Origin of the sequence: Citrifermentans bremense R1, from assembly GCF_000426865.1 — a bacterium.
Taxonomy (GTDB): domain Bacteria; phylum Desulfobacterota; class Desulfuromonadia; order Geobacterales; family Geobacteraceae; genus Geomonas; species Geomonas bremensis.
Genome location: NZ_KE384581.1, coordinates 38,250 through 55,057, shown reverse-complemented (window position 1 = coordinate 55,057; position 16,808 = coordinate 38,250). Strand labels below are relative to the sequence as shown.

Genomic DNA, 16,808 nt, shown 5'->3' with positions numbered 1-16,808 from the left:
GTTAGTTTGCAGTGGTCCAAAGGCCGTTAGCAGAGGCTAGCTCGACACCAGCCTCAGCGGCTTCCAATAACAATTCCAGGTACTCCTTACGTGTTTGCTGTGCATCCCGACGCAACTGGAGCAAGGTGGAGAGGTTGATCTTGCCGGCTTTATAACTTTCGCGGGCCAGTGATTCATTTTCCTGCTGCAAGACGAGCCCGTAGGTCTCTATTCTGCGCACAGCTTCGACCGCAGCCGCATAGGCGACGCGAGCTCCTTCGATTTCTGCTGCGATACTCGATTGACTGATCTCGGCGGCCAACTGTGCCCGTTGATGCTGCACCCGCGCCTCCTGAACCGGTGCCTGGCGGGGGTTCATAAAGGGAAGGCTGACGCTGATGCCGCCCAGGACGACGTTATCGTCGCCTTCGCGTTTATAACCGATCCTGAAGGCGACATCGGGAAGCCGGTCGGCTTCAGCCAGGGAGATTGCAGCGCGGGAGGCTTCGACGTCAGCCAGGGCCGTCAGGAGGTCCGCACGTTTTGCCCCCCCCTGAGCGGAACCGATGCTATCGAAGAAGCTCCGCTCCTTGATACTGCCGCCAACCTGAAGGCCCGCGGCCGACGGCAATCCGAGGGCTCGTGCCAGTGCCGCCCTGGTCGAGGCGATACGGCCCTGTGCAGAAGAAACATCGCTTTGGGCACGTGCAGCTTCGGTAAGAGCCAGGTTCACCTCGAATTTGGCAACATCGCCTGCGGTATGCCGCTCTTTGGCGATTTGCAGCAACTCCTCGGCCAGCTTTCTGCGGTCTACAGCCAAAGCGAGCTGTTCCTCTGCTTGCAGCACCCGGTAATAAGCGCCGACTGCAGCGGTCACAGCCTGTCGGCGGACATCTTCGACCGCTCGTTTTTCACGCTGGATACCGGCCTGGGCCAAAGCCACCCGCTTGTTGCGGCGGCCGCCAAGCTCGATGGGAATCTCCATGCCGACCTCAACGTCTAAGCTGCTCTCGGTGCCGGTACGTGGTCCGGCATTCAGTTCCAACTGCGGGTTTTCCAAGGTGCGGACTTGAGCCCCGGCAAGTTTTGCCTCTCCTTCCGCAACGCGGTTAAGTGCAAGGCGCACATCAGGTGCGCCGGCCGAAGAGAGTTGTATTACCCGGACGAGGGTAAGAGGCTCCCCGCCCCTATCCGACGCGACAACCGCCGTTGGCATCATGCAAAACGCAGTAACCGTAAGGGCCCGTAACATGCCTGTTTTCATCAAAACTCCCGTGTCGCAAGAAGTTAGCTGATGCGCATAAAGCTGCAGCATCCGCGCCCAAGACACAGATCCGGGTGGAGCCGAGTAGTGCCTCAGATGGACATTTGAAAAATGCCTTTGGCAAGGCAGTGACCCATCATGTGCTCCAGGAACAAAATAAATGTTCGCCCGAGCGCACGAAAGGGTGCCTAAGGAATTTACTTACAGGTACAGATGACGTGACTAGGCGTGATTTTGCGGGGGTACAAAGATGGGGATGTGGACTTCAAGAAGACTGGTGGCGCCGTCCCGCGACACGAGCTGCGTCTCGGCAGGGAGATACTTCATGGGGAAAGTGGGGAGTAAAAAAGTGTAGGTTGAGCAGGAACCGCATTTCGAACAGTTGTCGGAATCTGATCCGGCGTCGCCAGGGCAGCAAGGACAGGTATCTTGTCCACCATCAACCGCCCCCGCAGTGAGGCTGACGCATGATTCGGCATGTTCCGACTCCGTTGCAGAACAGCAGAGTGGCAATACAAGAACCAGCATTACTATCAGCTGCACCAAGGCAATGGCTCTCAGGGCAGGCATCCGGGAGGCGGATTTATGGCGATGGCCCAGCATAGACATGCGCGAATAAAACCATGAGTAGGCTGAAGATGTCAAGCGGAAAGAACTTGAGGTCACGCCATTGGGCATCAGTTAGTTGGCGGGCTGCGTTGTGCAAGTCATTGATGCTTACAAGGTACCGTCTTGGGTCTGCAGCGATGAGCTCTTCTGCCGTTTCTTGGTCTGGGAAGTGACACACGTGCATGTCGTTATTCTTTTCTCATAAACAGCACCGATAGCACATCGACCTCCGCGAATCGAAGTGTTTTTTAACGGAATAAAGGCTTTGTGGGCTCGCTGCATGTTCACCCCCGCTCTTTTTTATAGTCGCATCCACTTTTACCACCTGCCATTTGGATCCTCTTGTAGCCCGTGGGATCCACTTGGTGGTTTTACCCACCCCCCCCATTTGCCCGACTTCTCACCTCTTGACTTACGACAAACTTACGAGTACCCTCTGGCACCTGATCCAAGGAAGGAGGACGGGATGACGCCTAAGCAGAAGAGGGTTCTTGATTTTATTGTTTCCTTCGCGGAGCGGCACGGGTTCCAGCCTTCGCAACAGGAGATTGCCTCTGGATGCGGCTTCGGCTCGCTGGGGACGGTGCAGCATTACTTGCGCGCTCTGGAGAAAGATGGGCACCTGACGCGTCAGTGGAACGCGAAACGGGGACTGCAACTGGCAAATCCCCCCTGTCCCCCCTTCGCAAAGGGGGGGACGCAAGGTCTCGTGCAGCGCTTCGTGGAAACGTCCCCAGGCTCGACGGGATTTCTGGAAGAACCTTTTACAAATCCTGAAGTTGGACGGCAGCCTCTTACTGCGGGGGGGATTGAGCGGCAGGCTTTTGCTGAGGGACAAGTTGAGCGGCAGCTTTTTACAAAAGCTGGAACTCTGCAAACGCCGGCTCTGACACCGATCATAGGAATGGAGCTGCCGCTGGTGGGGATCGTGGCGGCGGGACGGCCGGTGCAGGCTTTCCAACTGGCTGACGCCATCGAGGTTCCTTCGGCAATGGCGGGACCGGGCAACGTGGTGTACGAGGTGCGCGGCGATTCGATGGTGGAGATGGGAATCATGGACGGCGACTACGTGGCGGTGCACCCGCAGGCGGTGGCGGAGACGGGCCAGACGGTGATCGCGGAGGTGAATGGCTCGATCACCATCAAGAAGTACGTCCGGAAGGGAAACTCGATCCAGTTGCTGCCGGCGAACTCGGCGATGAGCCCCATCATGGTGACGGAAGACGACGAGTTTCATATCAGGGGGGTGCTGGTGGGCTCCATGAGGTTTTATAAGAAGTGGACCGGGAAATCCTCCACATAACTGTTCCCGCTTTTCCGATCGCGCTGGCCCGGGTTGTCGACTCTACCCTGCGCGGCCGGCCGGTGGCGGTGGCTCCGCTCAACTCGGAACGGGCGCTGCTGCAGTGCATCTCTGCGGAGGCTGCGGCGGAGGGGGTGCACGCGGGGACTCCCATCTACCACGCACGCAAGTCCTGCCCCGCGCTCATCGTGATCGCTCCCGCCCCTCACCTGATGGCGAAGGGAAGCCAGGCGCTACAGGATCTTTCTGCCGAATTCACCCCTATCGTGGAACCGGGGGCCGGACGGGCGTTCCTGGATCTGACCGCTTCGCGCAGACTCTTCGGACCGGCACGGGACGTTGCGGCCAGGCTGGAAAAGGCGATAGCCAACAGGATGGGGCTGGAGGCGATGGCCGGGGCGGGGGTGAACAAGCTCGTTTCGAGGGTGGCTGCGGATGTGATGCAGGAGCCGGGGGTGTACGACGTCTTCCATGGCGCCGAGCGTAGCTTTCTGGCGCCCTTTCCTGTTTCGGTGCTTCCCGGGGTGGGGGAATCTCGGCAGGCTCTGCTCTTCCGGGATCTGAACCTGCAACGGGTGGAGCAGGTGGCGTCGCTGTCGGTGCCGCAACTGCGCCTTGCTGTCGGACCTTTTGCGCCTCTTTTGCATGACCGCTCCTGCGGCATCGACAGGTCTCCGGTTCAACCTCCCAGGCTCTCCACGGAGATCGTGGAGGAGGGGCTGCTGGACCAGGAAGAGAACGACGACGCGATCCTGCTGTCGGAGCTGCTGCGGTTGGTGGAGGCATGCGGGCTTCGGTTGCGGCGGCTTAGGAAGGGAGCACGCAAGCTGACGCTTTCGGTGATGTACGCGGACGGGGTGAGCCAGCAGGGGAAGAAGGTGCTGACGGTGCCGACTTCGCTGGACCTGCAGTTGCTGGCGGCGGTGGAGGAGCTCTTTTTCACCACCTGCAAAAGGCGGCAGCGGGTTAAGGGATTGCGGCTTAGTTGCGACCAGGTGGCGGAGGATGCGGGACAGATGGACCTGTTCGCGCCGGCGACGGCCCAGGTGTCGCAGAAGCAGGCCGATCTGCAGGAGACGCTGGACCTCTTGCGGGAAAAGCATGGGCGGGACGCGGTGCGCTGGGGCAAGGGGCTGGCGGCACGCCGTGAGGCGACTATGGCCAGTGAGCCGCCGCCGGAGTGGGATCCGGAGCAGAATAAATATATGACTTTGACCAGTAGAAGCTAAAAGCACTCACCACAGAGGAACCACAGAGGAAACCTTGAAAGGCGGAACACAGAGGTCGCTGAGGATCACGGAGGTCTCAGAGGAAACCGAAAGACTTTGGCCCCCCCAAAAAGATCTTTTTTGCTTTTGCCTTCCTCAGATTTTCCTCCGTGTACCTCTGTGTCCTCTGTGGTGAAAGCCTATAAGGTTTTAGTGACATATGTTCATCCATCTTCACGCACATTCTTCGCTCTCGCCCAACTGGGGGGTGCACTCGCCTGAGGCGCTCTGCTCTCACGCGGCTCTCCTGGGCTTCAATACGCTCGCCATCACGGACCGCAACGGGCTGTACGGTGTGCCGCGCTTTCTCGATGCGGCAAGGGAGGCCGGCATCTCGCCTATCATCGGCACGGAGGCGGTTACACAAAATAACCGCGCGGTGCTTCTCGCCTGCAACGAGGAGGGGTACGCCAACATCTCCCGCCTCATCTCGGACTTGCACTGCCAAAAGAACTTCGACCTCATCCCGGCACTTTCGGAATACCGCCGCGGCATCATCGTGCTTAGCGACGACCGGAAACTACTCTCGGCTCTCAAACGGAACTCGGACGAGGGGCTGTTCGTGGAACTCTCGCCGGGACACGCCATGCACAACGCTCTGACGCTGGCAAGGGATCTCAGGCTGCCGCCGGTGGCGACAGCTCGTGCCCTCCTCCGCGCTCCGCCCGGTTCCTTCACAGCTGCGTCGGACGCCCTCACCCCGACCCTCTCCCAGAGGGAGAGGGGGAATGGACTGAGCGATTTCCACCTGCATCGGGTGCTGCGGGCGATTCATTTGAACACTAAGCTCTCGCGACTTACGCCGGAGATGACGGCGGCGGAGTCGGACGCGCTCTACCCGCCCGAGAAGATGGCGGAGTTCTTCCCGCATTGCCCTGAGGCGCTGCAAAACACCATACGCATCGCTTCTCTTTGCAAAACGGACTGGGATTTCTCCAGTACCATCTTCCCCGCCTTCCGGGAACTGGGGACGGAGGCGGCATTCGAAACGCTGCTGGAACGCGCTCGCCAAGGGGCAATCTGGCGCTACGGCAGTATCTCCGACCGGGTACAGGCCCGCCTGGACAAGGAACTCTCAATCATCCGCGACAAGGGGTTCTCTCACTACTTCCTGGTGGTGGAGGAACTGACCAAACAGTCGGAAAGAACCTGCGGCAGGGGGAGCGCGGCGGCGTCTCTGGTCGCCTATTGCCTCGGTATCACGCATGTCGACCCCATCAGGCACAACCTATTCTTCGAGCGCTTCCTGAACGAGGGGAGAAGCGATCCCCCCGACATCGACGTGGACTTTCCCTGGGACGAGCGTGACGCCATCCTCGACTTCGCCTTCGCGCGCTACGGAGCCCGTCGGGCGGCCATGGTGGCGAACCAGGTGGGTTTCAAGGGAAGGTCGGCGCTGCGCGAGGTGGCTAAGGTCTACGGCCTGCCGGACTACGAGATCAAGGAGATGACGGAGCGCATCTCGGGCTTTTGGCGCGCGGAGCAAAGCGCCGCGGCGATGAGCGGGCACCCGCTCTTCAAGGGGGAGTCGCTTTCCTCGGACTGGCAGGAGATCATGTCGACGGCCCGGCGCCTGAACGGGCAGTTGCGCCACCTGTCGCTCCATTGCGGGGGGCTCGTTATCGTGCCCGACGAGATCCGCAGGTACGTCCCGGTGGAAATCTCGCACAAGGGGCTGCCGCTGATCCAGTGGGAAAAGGACCAGACCGAGGACGCGGGGCTGGTGAAGATCGACATCCTGGGGAACCGCTCGCTCGCCGTCATCCGCGACGCAATGGCGGCGGTGAAGGAGCAAAAGGGCGTGGAGATCGATTACGCGACCTGGCGCCCGCTGGAGGATGAGAGGACGCAGAGCCTTTTGCGCCGCGGCCTCACCATCGGCTGTTTCTACCTGGAATCCCCTTCGGTGCGCCTGCTGCTGCGCAAGATCTGGAGCAGCACCGCCCCGCCGGAGACCTTCCGGCACGACCTCTTCGAGGTGCTGGTGCAGGCGTCGTCGATCATCAGGCCCGCGGCGAACAGCTTCATCCAGGAGTACGTGGCGAGGCTCCAGGGAAAGCCCTGGTCGCACCTGCATCCGCTTTTGGAGAGCGTACTGGGGGAGACGCTGGGGATAGCGATCTACCAGGAGCAGATCACCCAGATCGCCATGGAGCTCGCGGGTTTCTCCGCAAGCGAAGGGGATCAGCTAAGGAAGGTGATCACCAAGAAGCACCGGGAGAAGCGGCTGGCGGATTTCCGCACCAAGTTCATGGCAGGGGGCGCGGTGCGCGGGGTCTCGGAAAAAGTGCTGCTCGGGATTTGGGGCCAGATACTCTCCTTCGCCGGCTATTCCTTCTGCAAACCGCATTCGGCGAGCTACGCGCTTTTGAGCGGGAAGGCGGCCTACATGAAGGCGAACCACCCGGCGCAGTTCATCGCTGCGGTAATCTCCAACCAGGGTGGGTACTACTCGGCTTTCGCCTACATCTCGGAGGGGCGCAGGCTGGGGCTTGCCATCCTCCCCCCGGACATCAACGAGAGCGAGTACCAGTACACCGGCAAAGAGAAGACCCTTAGGGTCGGCCTGATGCAGATCGACGGCCTGACCCGGGACGGCGCCGACCGGCTCTTAAAGGAGCGCCGGGAACGCGGCGCTTTCGCCTCTTTCAAGGAGTTCCTGCGCCGGGCGCGGCTGCAGCGCGCCGATGCCGAGCGCCTGATAAAAGCCGGGTGCTTCGACGCGCTGGAAGGGGAGGAGAAGCGCCCGACGCTGCTTTGGGAGTTGCTCCACTTTCAGCAGCAGGCGACGGCCCTTTTGTTCGAGCAAAAGACCGAGCTGCCGCACCCTCCTCCCTATGACGCGCAGCTGGTGCTCAGGCATGAGGTGGAAGCGCTCGGCTTCCTGGTGTCGCGGCACCCGCTGGCGCTCTACAAGGAGCAGTGGCAACGGCACCGGCCGATCAAGGCTACGGAATTGATCAAGCACACGGGGAAATGGGTGACCATGGTGGGATGGTGGATCACCACGAAGACGGTGGAGGACAAGCACGGCAGGCCGATGGAATTTATCTCGTTCGAGGATGTGACGGCGATCTTCGACGCCACCTTCTTTCCGGACGTCTACGCCAGGTTCTGCCGCAAGCTCTCGCAGCGGCGCCCCTACCTGCTCAAAGGGATAGTGGAAGAGGAGTTCGGAGTGGCGACGCTCAGGGTGAAGTGGGTCGGTTTTCTGGACGGGTGAGGGAAGCTAGGGCGCAGGTGCAATAAGCGGGAGATAGACGTTCAAGGTGGTCCCTGCGCCAGGCTTGCTGTAGATCTCCAGGTGCCCTTCGTGCTGCTTCACGATCCCGTACACGATGGCCAGACCTAACCCGCTCCCCTTCCCCACTTCCTTCGTGGTAAAAAACGGCTCAAGAACGTGGGCCCTGGTCGCCTCGTCCATGCCGGTCCCCGTGTCGGTGACGGATAAAACGGCGTAAGAGCCGATACTGCCGTATCCGTGCGACTCAACCCACTCCTCGGTCAACTCCATCGCTTCGGTGGTTATGGTCAGCGTCCCCCCGGTGGGCATGGCGTCCCGCGCGTTGGTGACCAGGTTCATCACCATCTGGTCGATCTGGCTCGAATCCGCGACCACCGGCAACATCCCCGCGCACGTCTCGACCTTCAGCTCGATTTTCGCCGTAACCAGTCTGCTCAGGAGCTTTCTCACGTTGTTCACGATCTGGTTCAGGTCCACCGGTTCCGGGTGATTGATCTGCTTTCTGCTGAAGGCCAGGAGCCTCTGGGTGAGGTCGGCGGCCCGGTCGGCGGCGGAGACGACCTGGTCCAGGTACTTCGCGGCGGGGTCCTCCTCCTTCATCGTCATCAGCGCCAGGCTGACGTACCCGATCATGCCGGTCAGCAGGTTGTTGAAATCGTGCGCGATACCTCCTGCCAGCACCCCGACGGCTTCCATCTTCTGCGACTGCCTGATCTGCTCCGCCATCCTCCTTTCGCGCTCCAGGTGCATGGCGTTGCGAAGGCTCATGCCGATGACCGGCGCGAGACCGGTCAAAAGGCTCATGTCGCTTTGGGTCAGCGGCCTCTGGGTCTTCATGTTGTCCACCGCCAGGATACCCAGCGACTCTCCCTCGAAGACAATGGCGCAGCAGATGAAGGAGTGCGCCTCCAGCACCTCGGAGAGGTTGATGCTCTGCTCGGAGTGAATGTGCGTCACTTCGGAAAAGTCGACGAACATCGTCCTTTGTTCCCGGAAGCAGGTTACGAAAGCCCCTTTGGCGCCGGGGTTGGTGAGATCGAAGGAGGCCTTTTTCAGCGCTTTCAGTTGCTTATCGTTGATGCCGAACCCGGTGCGGAACCTAAGGCACGACTTCCTCTTGTCCGCCAGCATGATAAGGCACCGGTCATACCCCAGCCTCTTCTCGATGGCGCCGATCACATTCTCCAGCACCTCGTCTATGCCGCTTTGCGTGCTCAGGGCCTGCCCCACCTCGTTTACCATCCGGGCGTTGTTGTAGTTGACGCCGATCTGGTCGATCATCTGCTCCGTCGACTCCTGCACGCCGGCCAGGGTGGCGAGGATCTCTTTCTTCTCCAGCCGCTCGGCGAGGTAAGACGCGCCCAGTTGCATGAAGGCGAGCGCTACCAGCATCTCGGCCAGGTGCCCGATTCGGTAGAAGTGGTGGAGCACCCCGTAGAGTACGAGCACGACCGGCACCTGGAGGTTTCTGACCAACCGGATCTTGCCGGCCCAGGTCTTTTTCCAGGAGACGATGTACCTGCAGCAGGAGCCCCCCTTGAAGATGCACTCGGGATGTTCGACGGAGGGGATGTCGTGGTCGAACATCTGGACGATCGCCTCGAAAAAGCCGATGCGGTTTTCGCACTGGAAAGGCTTTTCCTCCACGTCGGAATGGGGCGTTACCGTGATCTCTACCTTGTTGTCGGCGAGCTTGCGGGATTGATAGACGGCGGAACGGGTGAAGTTGGAGGCGCATTTGCCTATGGCGACCAGGGTGTTGGCCGGCCCGATGAAGCCGAAGGTGTATTTGGCCATCACGCCTAAGGCCTCTTCGGACGCGGCGTAACGCCCTCCTTCCCGGGCGAGGTCTTTGCCCTCCAGGAGACAGGACATCTTGTCGTGAAAACGGTCGACCTGCCGCTGGGTAAGCCAGTGCCCTTCGTCGCTCAGCTCGTACGGGCTTATCTCCGCATAGTTCAACAGCTCGCGCACGTCCACGTCCGCATGCTTTTTCTTCAGCAGGGCGACGAAGTTGTTGATTATCTTGCTGTTGTAAAGTGGTCGATCGGACATCAGGCAAGGTCCCCTAGCCGTAAGGTAACGGCAGTGGCCCTTTTAGATTTAATGAGGACCACTGTCTCCTATCGGTAACTTGTCGTTTTTCTTTAGGGGCGAGTTGGCGATGAAGATCAAAGGGGGGAACGAAATAGCATCGCCTGGTCCTTGGTCCTCGTGAAAATAAAAAGGCCCGGCTCCCCTTGCGGAGACCGGGCCTTTTTATTCTTTTTCAGAGGGGTCCTTAGTCTACGGACTTCCTCAGGAAGGTCGGGATGTCGTACTGGTCCTCGTCCTCGGAGAGGAAGCTGCGCTGACGCACCTGGGTCTCGCGCTGCTGCTTTTCGCGGATGAAGGTCGGGATCTCCAGCCTGCTCTCGACCGGCTTCACCATGGTGGCCATGGTGGCCACGCTCTTCATCTCGTGGCGCCCTTTCTCCAGGTCGAAACGGTCGCCGAAGCCGGTGGCGATGGCGGTGACCTTGATGGTCTCGCCCAGGGTCTCGTCGATGACCAGACCGACGATGATGTTCGCGTCTTCGTGCACCTTCTCGTGGATCACCTTGCTGGCCGCGTCGAACTCGTCCATGGTCATGGAGGCGGAGCCGGAGATGTTGACCAGAACGCCCTTGGCGCCGGAGATGTCGATGTCCTCGAGCAGCGGGCTGGAGATGGCCTTGACGGCGGCGTCGATGGCGCGGTTCTCGCCGGAACCGATGCCGATGCCCATCATCGCCATGCCGCGCTCGCTCATGATCGACTTCACGTCGGCGAAGTCGACGTTGATCAGGCCGGACTGGGTGATCAGGTCGGAGATGCCCTGCACCGCCTGGCGCAGCACGTCGTCGGAGGGTTTGAAGGCGTCTAGGATGGACATGGACTTCCCGGCCAGGCCGAGCAGACGGTCGTTGGGGATGACGATCAGGGAGTCGACGTGTTTCTTCAGCTCCTTGATGCCGTCCTCGCCCTTGGCCAGACGCTGGCGCCCCTCGCGGGAAAACGGCTTGGTGACCACGCCCACGGTGAGAGCCCCGTGCTCGCGAGCAACCTCGGCGATGACAGGCGCCGCACCGGTGCCGGTGCCGCCGCCCATGCCGGCCGCTATGAAGATCATGTCGGCGCCCTTCAGCGCCTCGTGGACCTTGTCCCTGTCCTCAAGGGCGGCGTCGCGCCCGACGTTCGGGTTGGCGCCCGCCCCGAGTCCCTTGGTAAGCTCCGTGCCGATCTGGATCTTAACCTGGGCCTTGGACATCCTGAGCGCCTGGGCGTCGGTGTTGGCGACGATGAAGTCGACCCCCGCGATACCCACGCTCATCATGGTGTTGACTGCATTCCCGCCGGAGCCGCCAACGCCAATCACCTTTATCTTCGCACTTTGATCGATGCTCTCATCGAAGTGAAACATGAACTCCTCCCTGGTCGCGCCCCCCGGCGGTGGCTAAAAAAATATTAGCCGGTCTTATACTACGTTTAGTTGTGTAATGGAAGCCTTAAATCACTACATCTTGTGTTTATTTTAAAAAAATTCTCCAAACCAATCCTTCATCCTGCGGCTCACCCTGCGGAAGACCGTCTCGTCGCTTTGCTGGGTCGGGAACTCGTGCACGCCGAGGTTCTTGCTGCCGTAGACGACAAGGCCGACGCCGGTGGCGTAAACGGGCGAATTAACGACGTCGGTGAGCCCACCGATCCGCTGCGGAAGCCCGCGGCGCACCGGGAGGTTGAAGATCTGCTCGGCCAGTTCCGGCATCCCTTCGAGGATGGTGGAACCGCCGGTGACGACCACGCCGGAGGCGATGGAATCTTCCAGGCCGCTCTTCACGATCTCGCGGTTCACCAGGGTGAAGATCTCCTCGACGCGCGGCTCCAGGATCTCGCAGAGCAGCTGGCGGGAAAGTATGCGCGGCTTTCTCCCTCCGACGCTCGGGACCTCGATGGTCTCGTCTTTGCCCACAAGCGAGGAGAGGCAGCAGCCGTACTTCTGCTTGATGCGCTCGGCCTCGGCCATCGGGGTCCTGAGACCGACCGCGATGTCGTTGGTCAGGTGGTTCCCCCCAAGCGACAGGACCGAGGTGTGCTTGATGGCACCGTCCACGAAGATGGCGATGTCGGTGGTGCCGCCGCCGATGTCGACCAGGGCCACGCCGAGTTCCTTCTCGTCGGAGGAGAGCACCGCCTCGGAGGAGGAGAGCTGCTCAAGGACGATGTCGGCGACCTCGAGGCCTGCCCGGTTGCAGGACTTGACGATGTTCTGGGCGCTTGCGACGGCGCCGGTGACGATATGGACCTTCGCTTCCAGGCGCACCCCGCTCATCCCCAGCGGCTCGCGGATGCCGTCCTGGTCGTCGATGATGAATTCCTGGGGGAGGATATGGATCACCTCGCGGTCCATCGGGATGGCGATCGCCTTCGCCGCCTCGATGACGCGTTTCACGTCCTCGGGGGAGACCTCGCGGTTCTTGATGGCGATCACGCCCTGGGAGTTGAACCCCTTGATGTGGCCGCCGGCGATCCCCGCGTAGACCGACTTGATCTCGCAACCGGCCATGAGCTCGGCCTCTTCGATAGCCTTTTTGATGGCGGCGACGGTGCTCTCGATGTTGATCACCACCCCTTTTCTGAGCCCCTTGGAAGGACTGGTGCCGATACCGACGATGTCGATGCCTTCCTCAGTCACGTTCCCCACGATGGCGCAGATCTTGGTAGTCCCTATGTCGAGCCCTACGATGAGATTATCCCTTCTAGTGGACATGCTCCCTCCCTTTTCCCCTACACTTTTTTAACTATGATTTTGTCAGCGTAATCAAGATCTATGTAGTCGAGCGCCTGCATCTGCGGCTGAAGTTCCTTGTAGATGCCGGCCAGTCGCGTCAGCTTTTCGCTGAACCCGCCGTTGCCGAGTTTCACCGGCACCCCCCCCTGCATGGTGAACAGGGTGAAACCGTACCCCTTGCTGTAATGAATCTCCGAGATGTCCTCCAGGCTGAAGACGCCCCCTTTCTTCAGGGTGTCGATCAGGGCCAGGGCGTTTTTCAGCGCGTCCTGGCAACCCTTGGGGTCCTGTGCCAACTCCTCCTCGGTGAAACCGGTGATGAGGGGGTAGTCGAGCCGGTCCCCTTCGACCAGCGATTTGAAGAGCACTCCCTTGTCGTCCAGGTAGTAGAGGCAGCCGACGTTGGCCACCGCCTGCGGCGCCCTTTCCGAAACGGTTATCGACAGCGTGTGCGGGAAGTAGCGCCGCACCTGGACCTGCTCGAGCCAGGGGTTCTTGGAAAGCCTCGCGACCACGGTCTTCAGGTCGACCTTCAACATCGAGTCCCCGGGCCTCACCCCAGCGAGCGTGATGATCTCTTCGCGGGATACGCGTTTCAGGGGGGAGACCTCTATGGCCTCCAGCCGCAGCAGCGTGGTCCGCGACACCAGGTTGTAGAGCTGCCATCCTCCGAAGCCAAGGCCGGCGCAGAGAGCGGCGCCGCCGAACCCCCTGGAGGCGTACTTCAGGATCGGGCCCCAGTTGATGGGCTTACGCTCCTTGGGCGGTTTCTTGACCCTGTTATGGGGCACCCGCTGTTTTTTGGCATGAAGATCGCGCATTTTTTTACCGTCAAAAAAGTTGAGTCATGGAAGCATTGAATAACATCGCAGGTTACTCGTGCCGCTAGCTAGATCTTAAGCGATGCCGCCTGCAGTATGCGCAGCACCAACTCGCCGAAAGAGATTCCGGCTCCCCCCGCTATCTCGGGAAGAAGGCTCAAGTCCGTCATCCCCGGGAGGGTGTTCACCTCGAGCAGATAGCAGTCGCCCGTTTCGGTGACCAGGAAGTCGACCCTGCTGTAGCAGTCGCAGCCAAGCGCCGCGTGCGCCTTCTCACCCTGGCGAAGCACCTCGGCGTAGACCGCCTCGGGGAGGCGCGCCGGCAGGATGTGCTGCGCGCCGCCGTCGGTGTACTTCGCCTCGTAGTCGTAGAACTCCCCCTTGGGGATGATCTCGATGGCGCCGAACGCCTTGCCGTCCAGTATGCCGACCTGGACCTCGCGGCCGTCGATGAACCCTTCGATGAGGATCTCGGAGTCGTAGCGGAACGCCTCGTCGAGCGCCGCCTGCATCCGGGAAGTGTCGCGCACGATGCCGACTCCGACGGAGGAGCCTTCCCGGGAAGGCTTGACCACGACCGGAAGCGGGTTGGCGAGCTTAAGTTCCTCGCCCCGGCGCAGCACCTGGTAGGGAGCGAGCTTCAGCCCGGCCGAGGCGAAGATGACCTTGGAAGCGATCTTGTCGATGGCGAGGGCGCTGGCGAGCACCCCGGAGCCGGTATAGGGGATGCCCATCAGTTCCAGGAGTCCCTGGACCGAGCCGTCCTCTCCGAAGCGGCCGTGCAGCGCGATGAAGGCCACGTCCACCTTTTCCTCGGCGAGCCGCTGCGGCAGGTCGCGACCGACGTCGATCCCCACCGCCTGGAACCCCTGCTTGACCAGGGAGGCAAGGACCGCCTTGCCGCTGTTGAGGGACACTTCGCGCTCGGCGGAGAGTCCACCCATCAGCACCGCGATCTTCTTTGTTTTCAGCTCCTCTACCGTCATCGCCAATAATCCTTTCGGTTTTGCCTCCTCCCCCCAGCGGGGGGAGGTCGGGTGGGGGGAAGAGTGCGGTCCCCCTCCCTAACCCTCCCCCTCCAGGGGAGGGGACTTTATTCCCCGTCTCGACCTGCGAGCACGGGGCCTTACTCTTCGCCTACCAGGCGGACCTCTTCCTCGAGCTCTACGCCGGAGGTCTCCTTCACCCTCAGCTTCACCAGCGCCGCGAGCGAAGTGAAGTCCGCGGCACACGCGCCGCCGCGATTGACCAGGAAGTTGGTGTGCGCCTCTGAGACCTGAGCGCCGCCGACGGTGACGCCGCGCATGCCGGCCTGGTCGATCAGCTCCCAGGCGTGCCGCCCCGACGGGTTCTTGAAGAAGGACCCGGCATTGGGATAGGTGACCCGCTGCGTCCCGCTTCTTCTGGCGATGTTGGCCTGCATCCGCTCCTCGATGATGCGGCGTTCGGCAGGTTCGAGCCTGAGCTTCGCCCCCAGGACGATCTCTCCCGGCAAAAGCCTCAAGTAGCGGTAACCGAATTCCAGCTCGGCGGCTCTGCGCACCAAGAGCTTTCCCTCACGCAGGGTGATGAGCGTCTCGACCCGCTGCAGCGTCTCGCCACCCTGGGCGCCGGCGTTCATGGTGAGCGCTCCGCCGAAGCTGCCGGGAATGCCGCTGAGAAATTCCATCCCCCCAAGGCAATGCTCGGCGGCGAAGCGGCAGAGGGTGGAGTTGGTTACCCCCGCGCCCGCCTCGAGTCTCGCGCCCGGCTGCATCTCCAGGGTGTCCAGTTTCTTGAGCGAGATGACGCACCCTCTGATGCCGCCGTCGCGCACCAGCAGGTTGTACCCCCCTCCCAGCACCAGGTAAGGGATCTTCGCGGCGAGGAGCTTCTCCACGGTCTCCTGGAGGTCGAGCAGATCGGCGGGCTCGAAGTAAAGATCCGCCGGACCCCCGACTTTAAGGGAGGTGTGCTGCCACATCGGCTCGTCCCACTTGACCGTGCCGCGCACCCCCCGGGCCGCTTGTTCGAGCTCGCCCCGTGCCAACTTCAGCTCTCCTTCGCGGCCTTGAGCCGCAGCAGCATGGTCTCTCCCACCTGCCAGACGTTGCCGGCCCCAAGGGTCAGCAGGATGTCGCCGGGAGCAAGCACGCGCTCCAGGTGCTCGCAGAGCTTGTCGCGGTCGGAGATCCAGGTGACGTCCCTCTGGCCGTGCCTGCGGACCCTGTTCGCCAGCGCCTCGGCGGTCACCCCCTCGATGGGGGCTTCCCCCGCCGGGTAGATGTCGGTCAGGATCAGGACGTCGGCATCGTGGAACGCCTTGACGAACTCCTCGAAGAGCTCCTTGGTCCTGGAATAGCGGTGCGGCTGGAACACGACGACCAGACGGTTCTCGGCAAAGCCTGCCTTGGCGGCGCCCAAGGTCGCCTTGATCTCGGTCGGGTGGTGCCCGTAGTCGTCCACCACCATGACGCCGTTGGCCTCCCCCTTCAGATGGAAGCGGCGTCCCACCCCGCCGAACCCGGCGAACCCTTCCTGGATGGTCTCGAACGGGATGTCCAGCTCCATGGCCACGGCGATCGCGGCGAGCGCGTTCAGCACGTTGTGGGCGCCTGGCATGGAGAAGGTGATCTCTCCCAGCCGCACCCCTTTGTGATGCGCCACGAAGCTCGTCGAGAACCCGGAGAGCTTCACGTCGGTGGCCCTGAAGTCCGCCTGGGCCGACAGGCCGTAGCTCGTGAAGCGCTTCTTCACCCGGGGCAGGACGTCGGCTATGTTGCCGTTGTCCAGGCAGAGTACGGCAAGCCCGTAGAAGGGGATCTTGTTGATAAACTCGACGAAGGTGTCCTTGATCTCCTCGATGCCGCTGTAGAAGTCGAGATGGTCGGCGTCGATGTTGGTGACCACGGCGATGGTGGGGGAGAGGAGCAGGAAAGAACCGTCCGACTCGTCCGCCTCGGCCACCAGGAACTGCCCCTGTCCCAGCCTCGCGTTGGTACCAAGCGAGTTGAGCCTGCCGCCGATGACGATGGTAGGATCGATCCCCCCCTTGGAGAGGATGGTCGCCACCATGGAGGTGGTGGTGGTCTTGCCGTGGGTTCCGGCTACGGCGATGCCGTACTTCATGCGCATCAGCTCGGCCAGCATCTCGGCACGCGGGATCACCGGTATCAGCCTCAGATGCGCCTCGACCACCTCGGGGTTGTCGTCGTGGACGGCGCTGGAGATGACCACCACGTCGGCGTTCGCCACGTTCTCGGCGGCGTGCCCGAAGAAGATCTCGCCCCCCAGGCTCTCCAGCCGCTGGGTGATTTCCGAGCCGCGCAGGTCCGACCCCGAAACCTTGTAACCCAGGTTCAGGAGCACCTCCGCGATGCCGCTCATCCCGATGCCGCCGATGCCGACGAAATGTATTCTCTCTATTTTTCCGTACACTCTGTGCTCCCTTCGGTCGCAGATAAAGATAAAGATAAAGATTGAGTAAAACCCTAGCTTCTCAATCTCGCTCTATCGTCAATCTCTCAGCGG

The 16,808-nt window shown here is 61.5% G+C and carries 11 protein-coding genes; 3 read left to right on the top strand and 8 right to left on the bottom strand.

Annotated elements, in window-relative coordinates; genetic code table 11:
* Window position 1 precedes the first annotated feature (1 nt).
* On the bottom strand, window positions 2-1,243 hold the full coding sequence (locus K419_RS0119160; protein WP_026842948.1) for a TolC family protein: 1,242 nt from the start codon (window positions 1,241-1,243) through the stop codon (window positions 2-4).
* A 1,075-nt stretch (window positions 1,244-2,318) separates the two neighbouring features.
* Between K419_RS0119160 and K419_RS0119145 the strand changes: the two genes are divergently transcribed.
* The 3 genes from K419_RS0119145 to K419_RS0119135 all read left to right on the top strand — a co-directional run bounded on the left by K419_RS0119145 (window position 2,319) and on the right by K419_RS0119135 (window position 7,646).
* Window positions 2,319-3,155: a LexA family protein gene (locus K419_RS0119145; RefSeq protein WP_026842946.1), complete on the top strand. Its 837-nt coding sequence runs from the start codon at window positions 2,319-2,321 to the stop codon at window positions 3,153-3,155.
* Entirely contained in the window at window positions 3,131-4,384 is a 1,254-nt protein-coding gene (locus tag K419_RS0119140) for a DNA polymerase Y family protein (RefSeq protein ID WP_026842945.1), read from the top strand. Before K419_RS0119145 ends, K419_RS0119140 begins: the two co-directional genes overlap by 25 nt.
* 199 nt (window positions 4,385-4,583) lie before the next feature.
* Entirely contained in the window at window positions 4,584-7,646 is a 3,063-nt protein-coding gene (locus tag K419_RS0119135; protein ID WP_026842944.1) for a DNA polymerase III subunit alpha, read from the top strand.
* Between the two features lie 6 nt (window positions 7,647-7,652).
* Here the strand turns inward: K419_RS0119135 and K419_RS0119130 are convergent, their stop codons facing one another.
* The 7 genes from K419_RS0119130 to murC form a co-directional block, all read right to left on the bottom strand.
* Window positions 7,653-9,722, bottom strand: a complete 2,070-nt coding sequence (locus K419_RS0119130) for a GAF domain-containing sensor histidine kinase (protein WP_026842943.1) — start codon at window positions 9,720-9,722, stop codon at window positions 7,653-7,655.
* A gap of 226 nt (window positions 9,723-9,948) precedes the next feature.
* A complete protein-coding gene (gene ftsZ, locus K419_RS0119125; protein ID WP_026842942.1) occupies window positions 9,949-11,109 on the bottom strand; it encodes a cell division protein FtsZ in 1,161 nt (386 codons plus the stop codon).
* 111 nt (window positions 11,110-11,220) lie between these two features.
* Entirely contained in the window at window positions 11,221-12,456 is a 1,236-nt protein-coding gene (gene ftsA / locus K419_RS0119120) for a cell division protein FtsA (protein ID WP_026842941.1), read from the bottom strand.
* 17 nt (window positions 12,457-12,473) lie between these two features.
* Complete coding sequence (locus K419_RS0119115; protein WP_026842940.1) at window positions 12,474-13,298, bottom strand: cell division protein FtsQ/DivIB; 825 nt, start codon at window positions 13,296-13,298, stop codon at window positions 12,474-12,476.
* 68 nt (window positions 13,299-13,366) lie between these two features.
* On the bottom strand, window positions 13,367-14,284 hold the full coding sequence (locus K419_RS0119110) for a D-alanine--D-alanine ligase (RefSeq protein WP_026842939.1): 918 nt from the start codon (window positions 14,282-14,284) through the stop codon (window positions 13,367-13,369).
* Between the two features lie 140 nt (window positions 14,285-14,424).
* Window positions 14,425-15,327, bottom strand: coding sequence for a UDP-N-acetylmuramate dehydrogenase (gene murB / locus K419_RS0119105; RefSeq protein ID WP_026842938.1), 903 nt, complete (start codon window positions 15,325-15,327; stop codon window positions 14,425-14,427).
* Between the two features lie 2 nt (window positions 15,328-15,329).
* Entirely contained in the window at window positions 15,330-16,715 is a 1,386-nt protein-coding gene (murC, locus tag K419_RS0119100; protein WP_026842937.1) for a UDP-N-acetylmuramate--L-alanine ligase, read from the bottom strand.
* Window positions 16,716-16,808 lie beyond the last annotated feature (93 nt).

Excerpts from the sequence above, each read along its gene's own strand:
- K419_RS0119160 (WP_026842948.1), bottom strand. The coding sequence starts at position 1,243 with ATGAAAACAGGCATGTTACGGGCCCTTACGGTTACTGCGTTTTGCATG.
- K419_RS0119145 (WP_026842946.1), top strand. The coding sequence starts at position 2,319 with ATGACGCCTAAGCAGAAGAGGGTTCTTGATTTTATTGTTTCCTTCGCG.
- K419_RS0119135 (WP_026842944.1), top strand. The coding sequence starts at position 4,584 with ATGTTCATCCATCTTCACGCACATTCTTCGCTCTCGCCCAACTGGGGG.
- K419_RS0119130 (WP_026842943.1), bottom strand. The coding sequence starts at position 9,722 with ATGTCCGATCGACCACTTTACAACAGCAAGATAATCAACAACTTCGTC.
- ftsZ (WP_026842942.1), bottom strand. The coding sequence starts at position 11,109 with ATGTTTCACTTCGATGAGAGCATCGATCAAAGTGCGAAGATAAAGGTG.
- ftsA (WP_026842941.1), bottom strand. The coding sequence starts at position 12,456 with ATGTCCACTAGAAGGGATAATCTCATCGTAGGGCTCGACATAGGGACT.
- K419_RS0119115 (WP_026842940.1), bottom strand. The coding sequence starts at position 13,298 with ATGCGCGATCTTCATGCCAAAAAACAGCGGGTGCCCCATAACAGGGTC.
- K419_RS0119110 (WP_026842939.1), bottom strand. The coding sequence starts at position 14,284 with ATGACGGTAGAGGAGCTGAAAACAAAGAAGATCGCGGTGCTGATGGGT.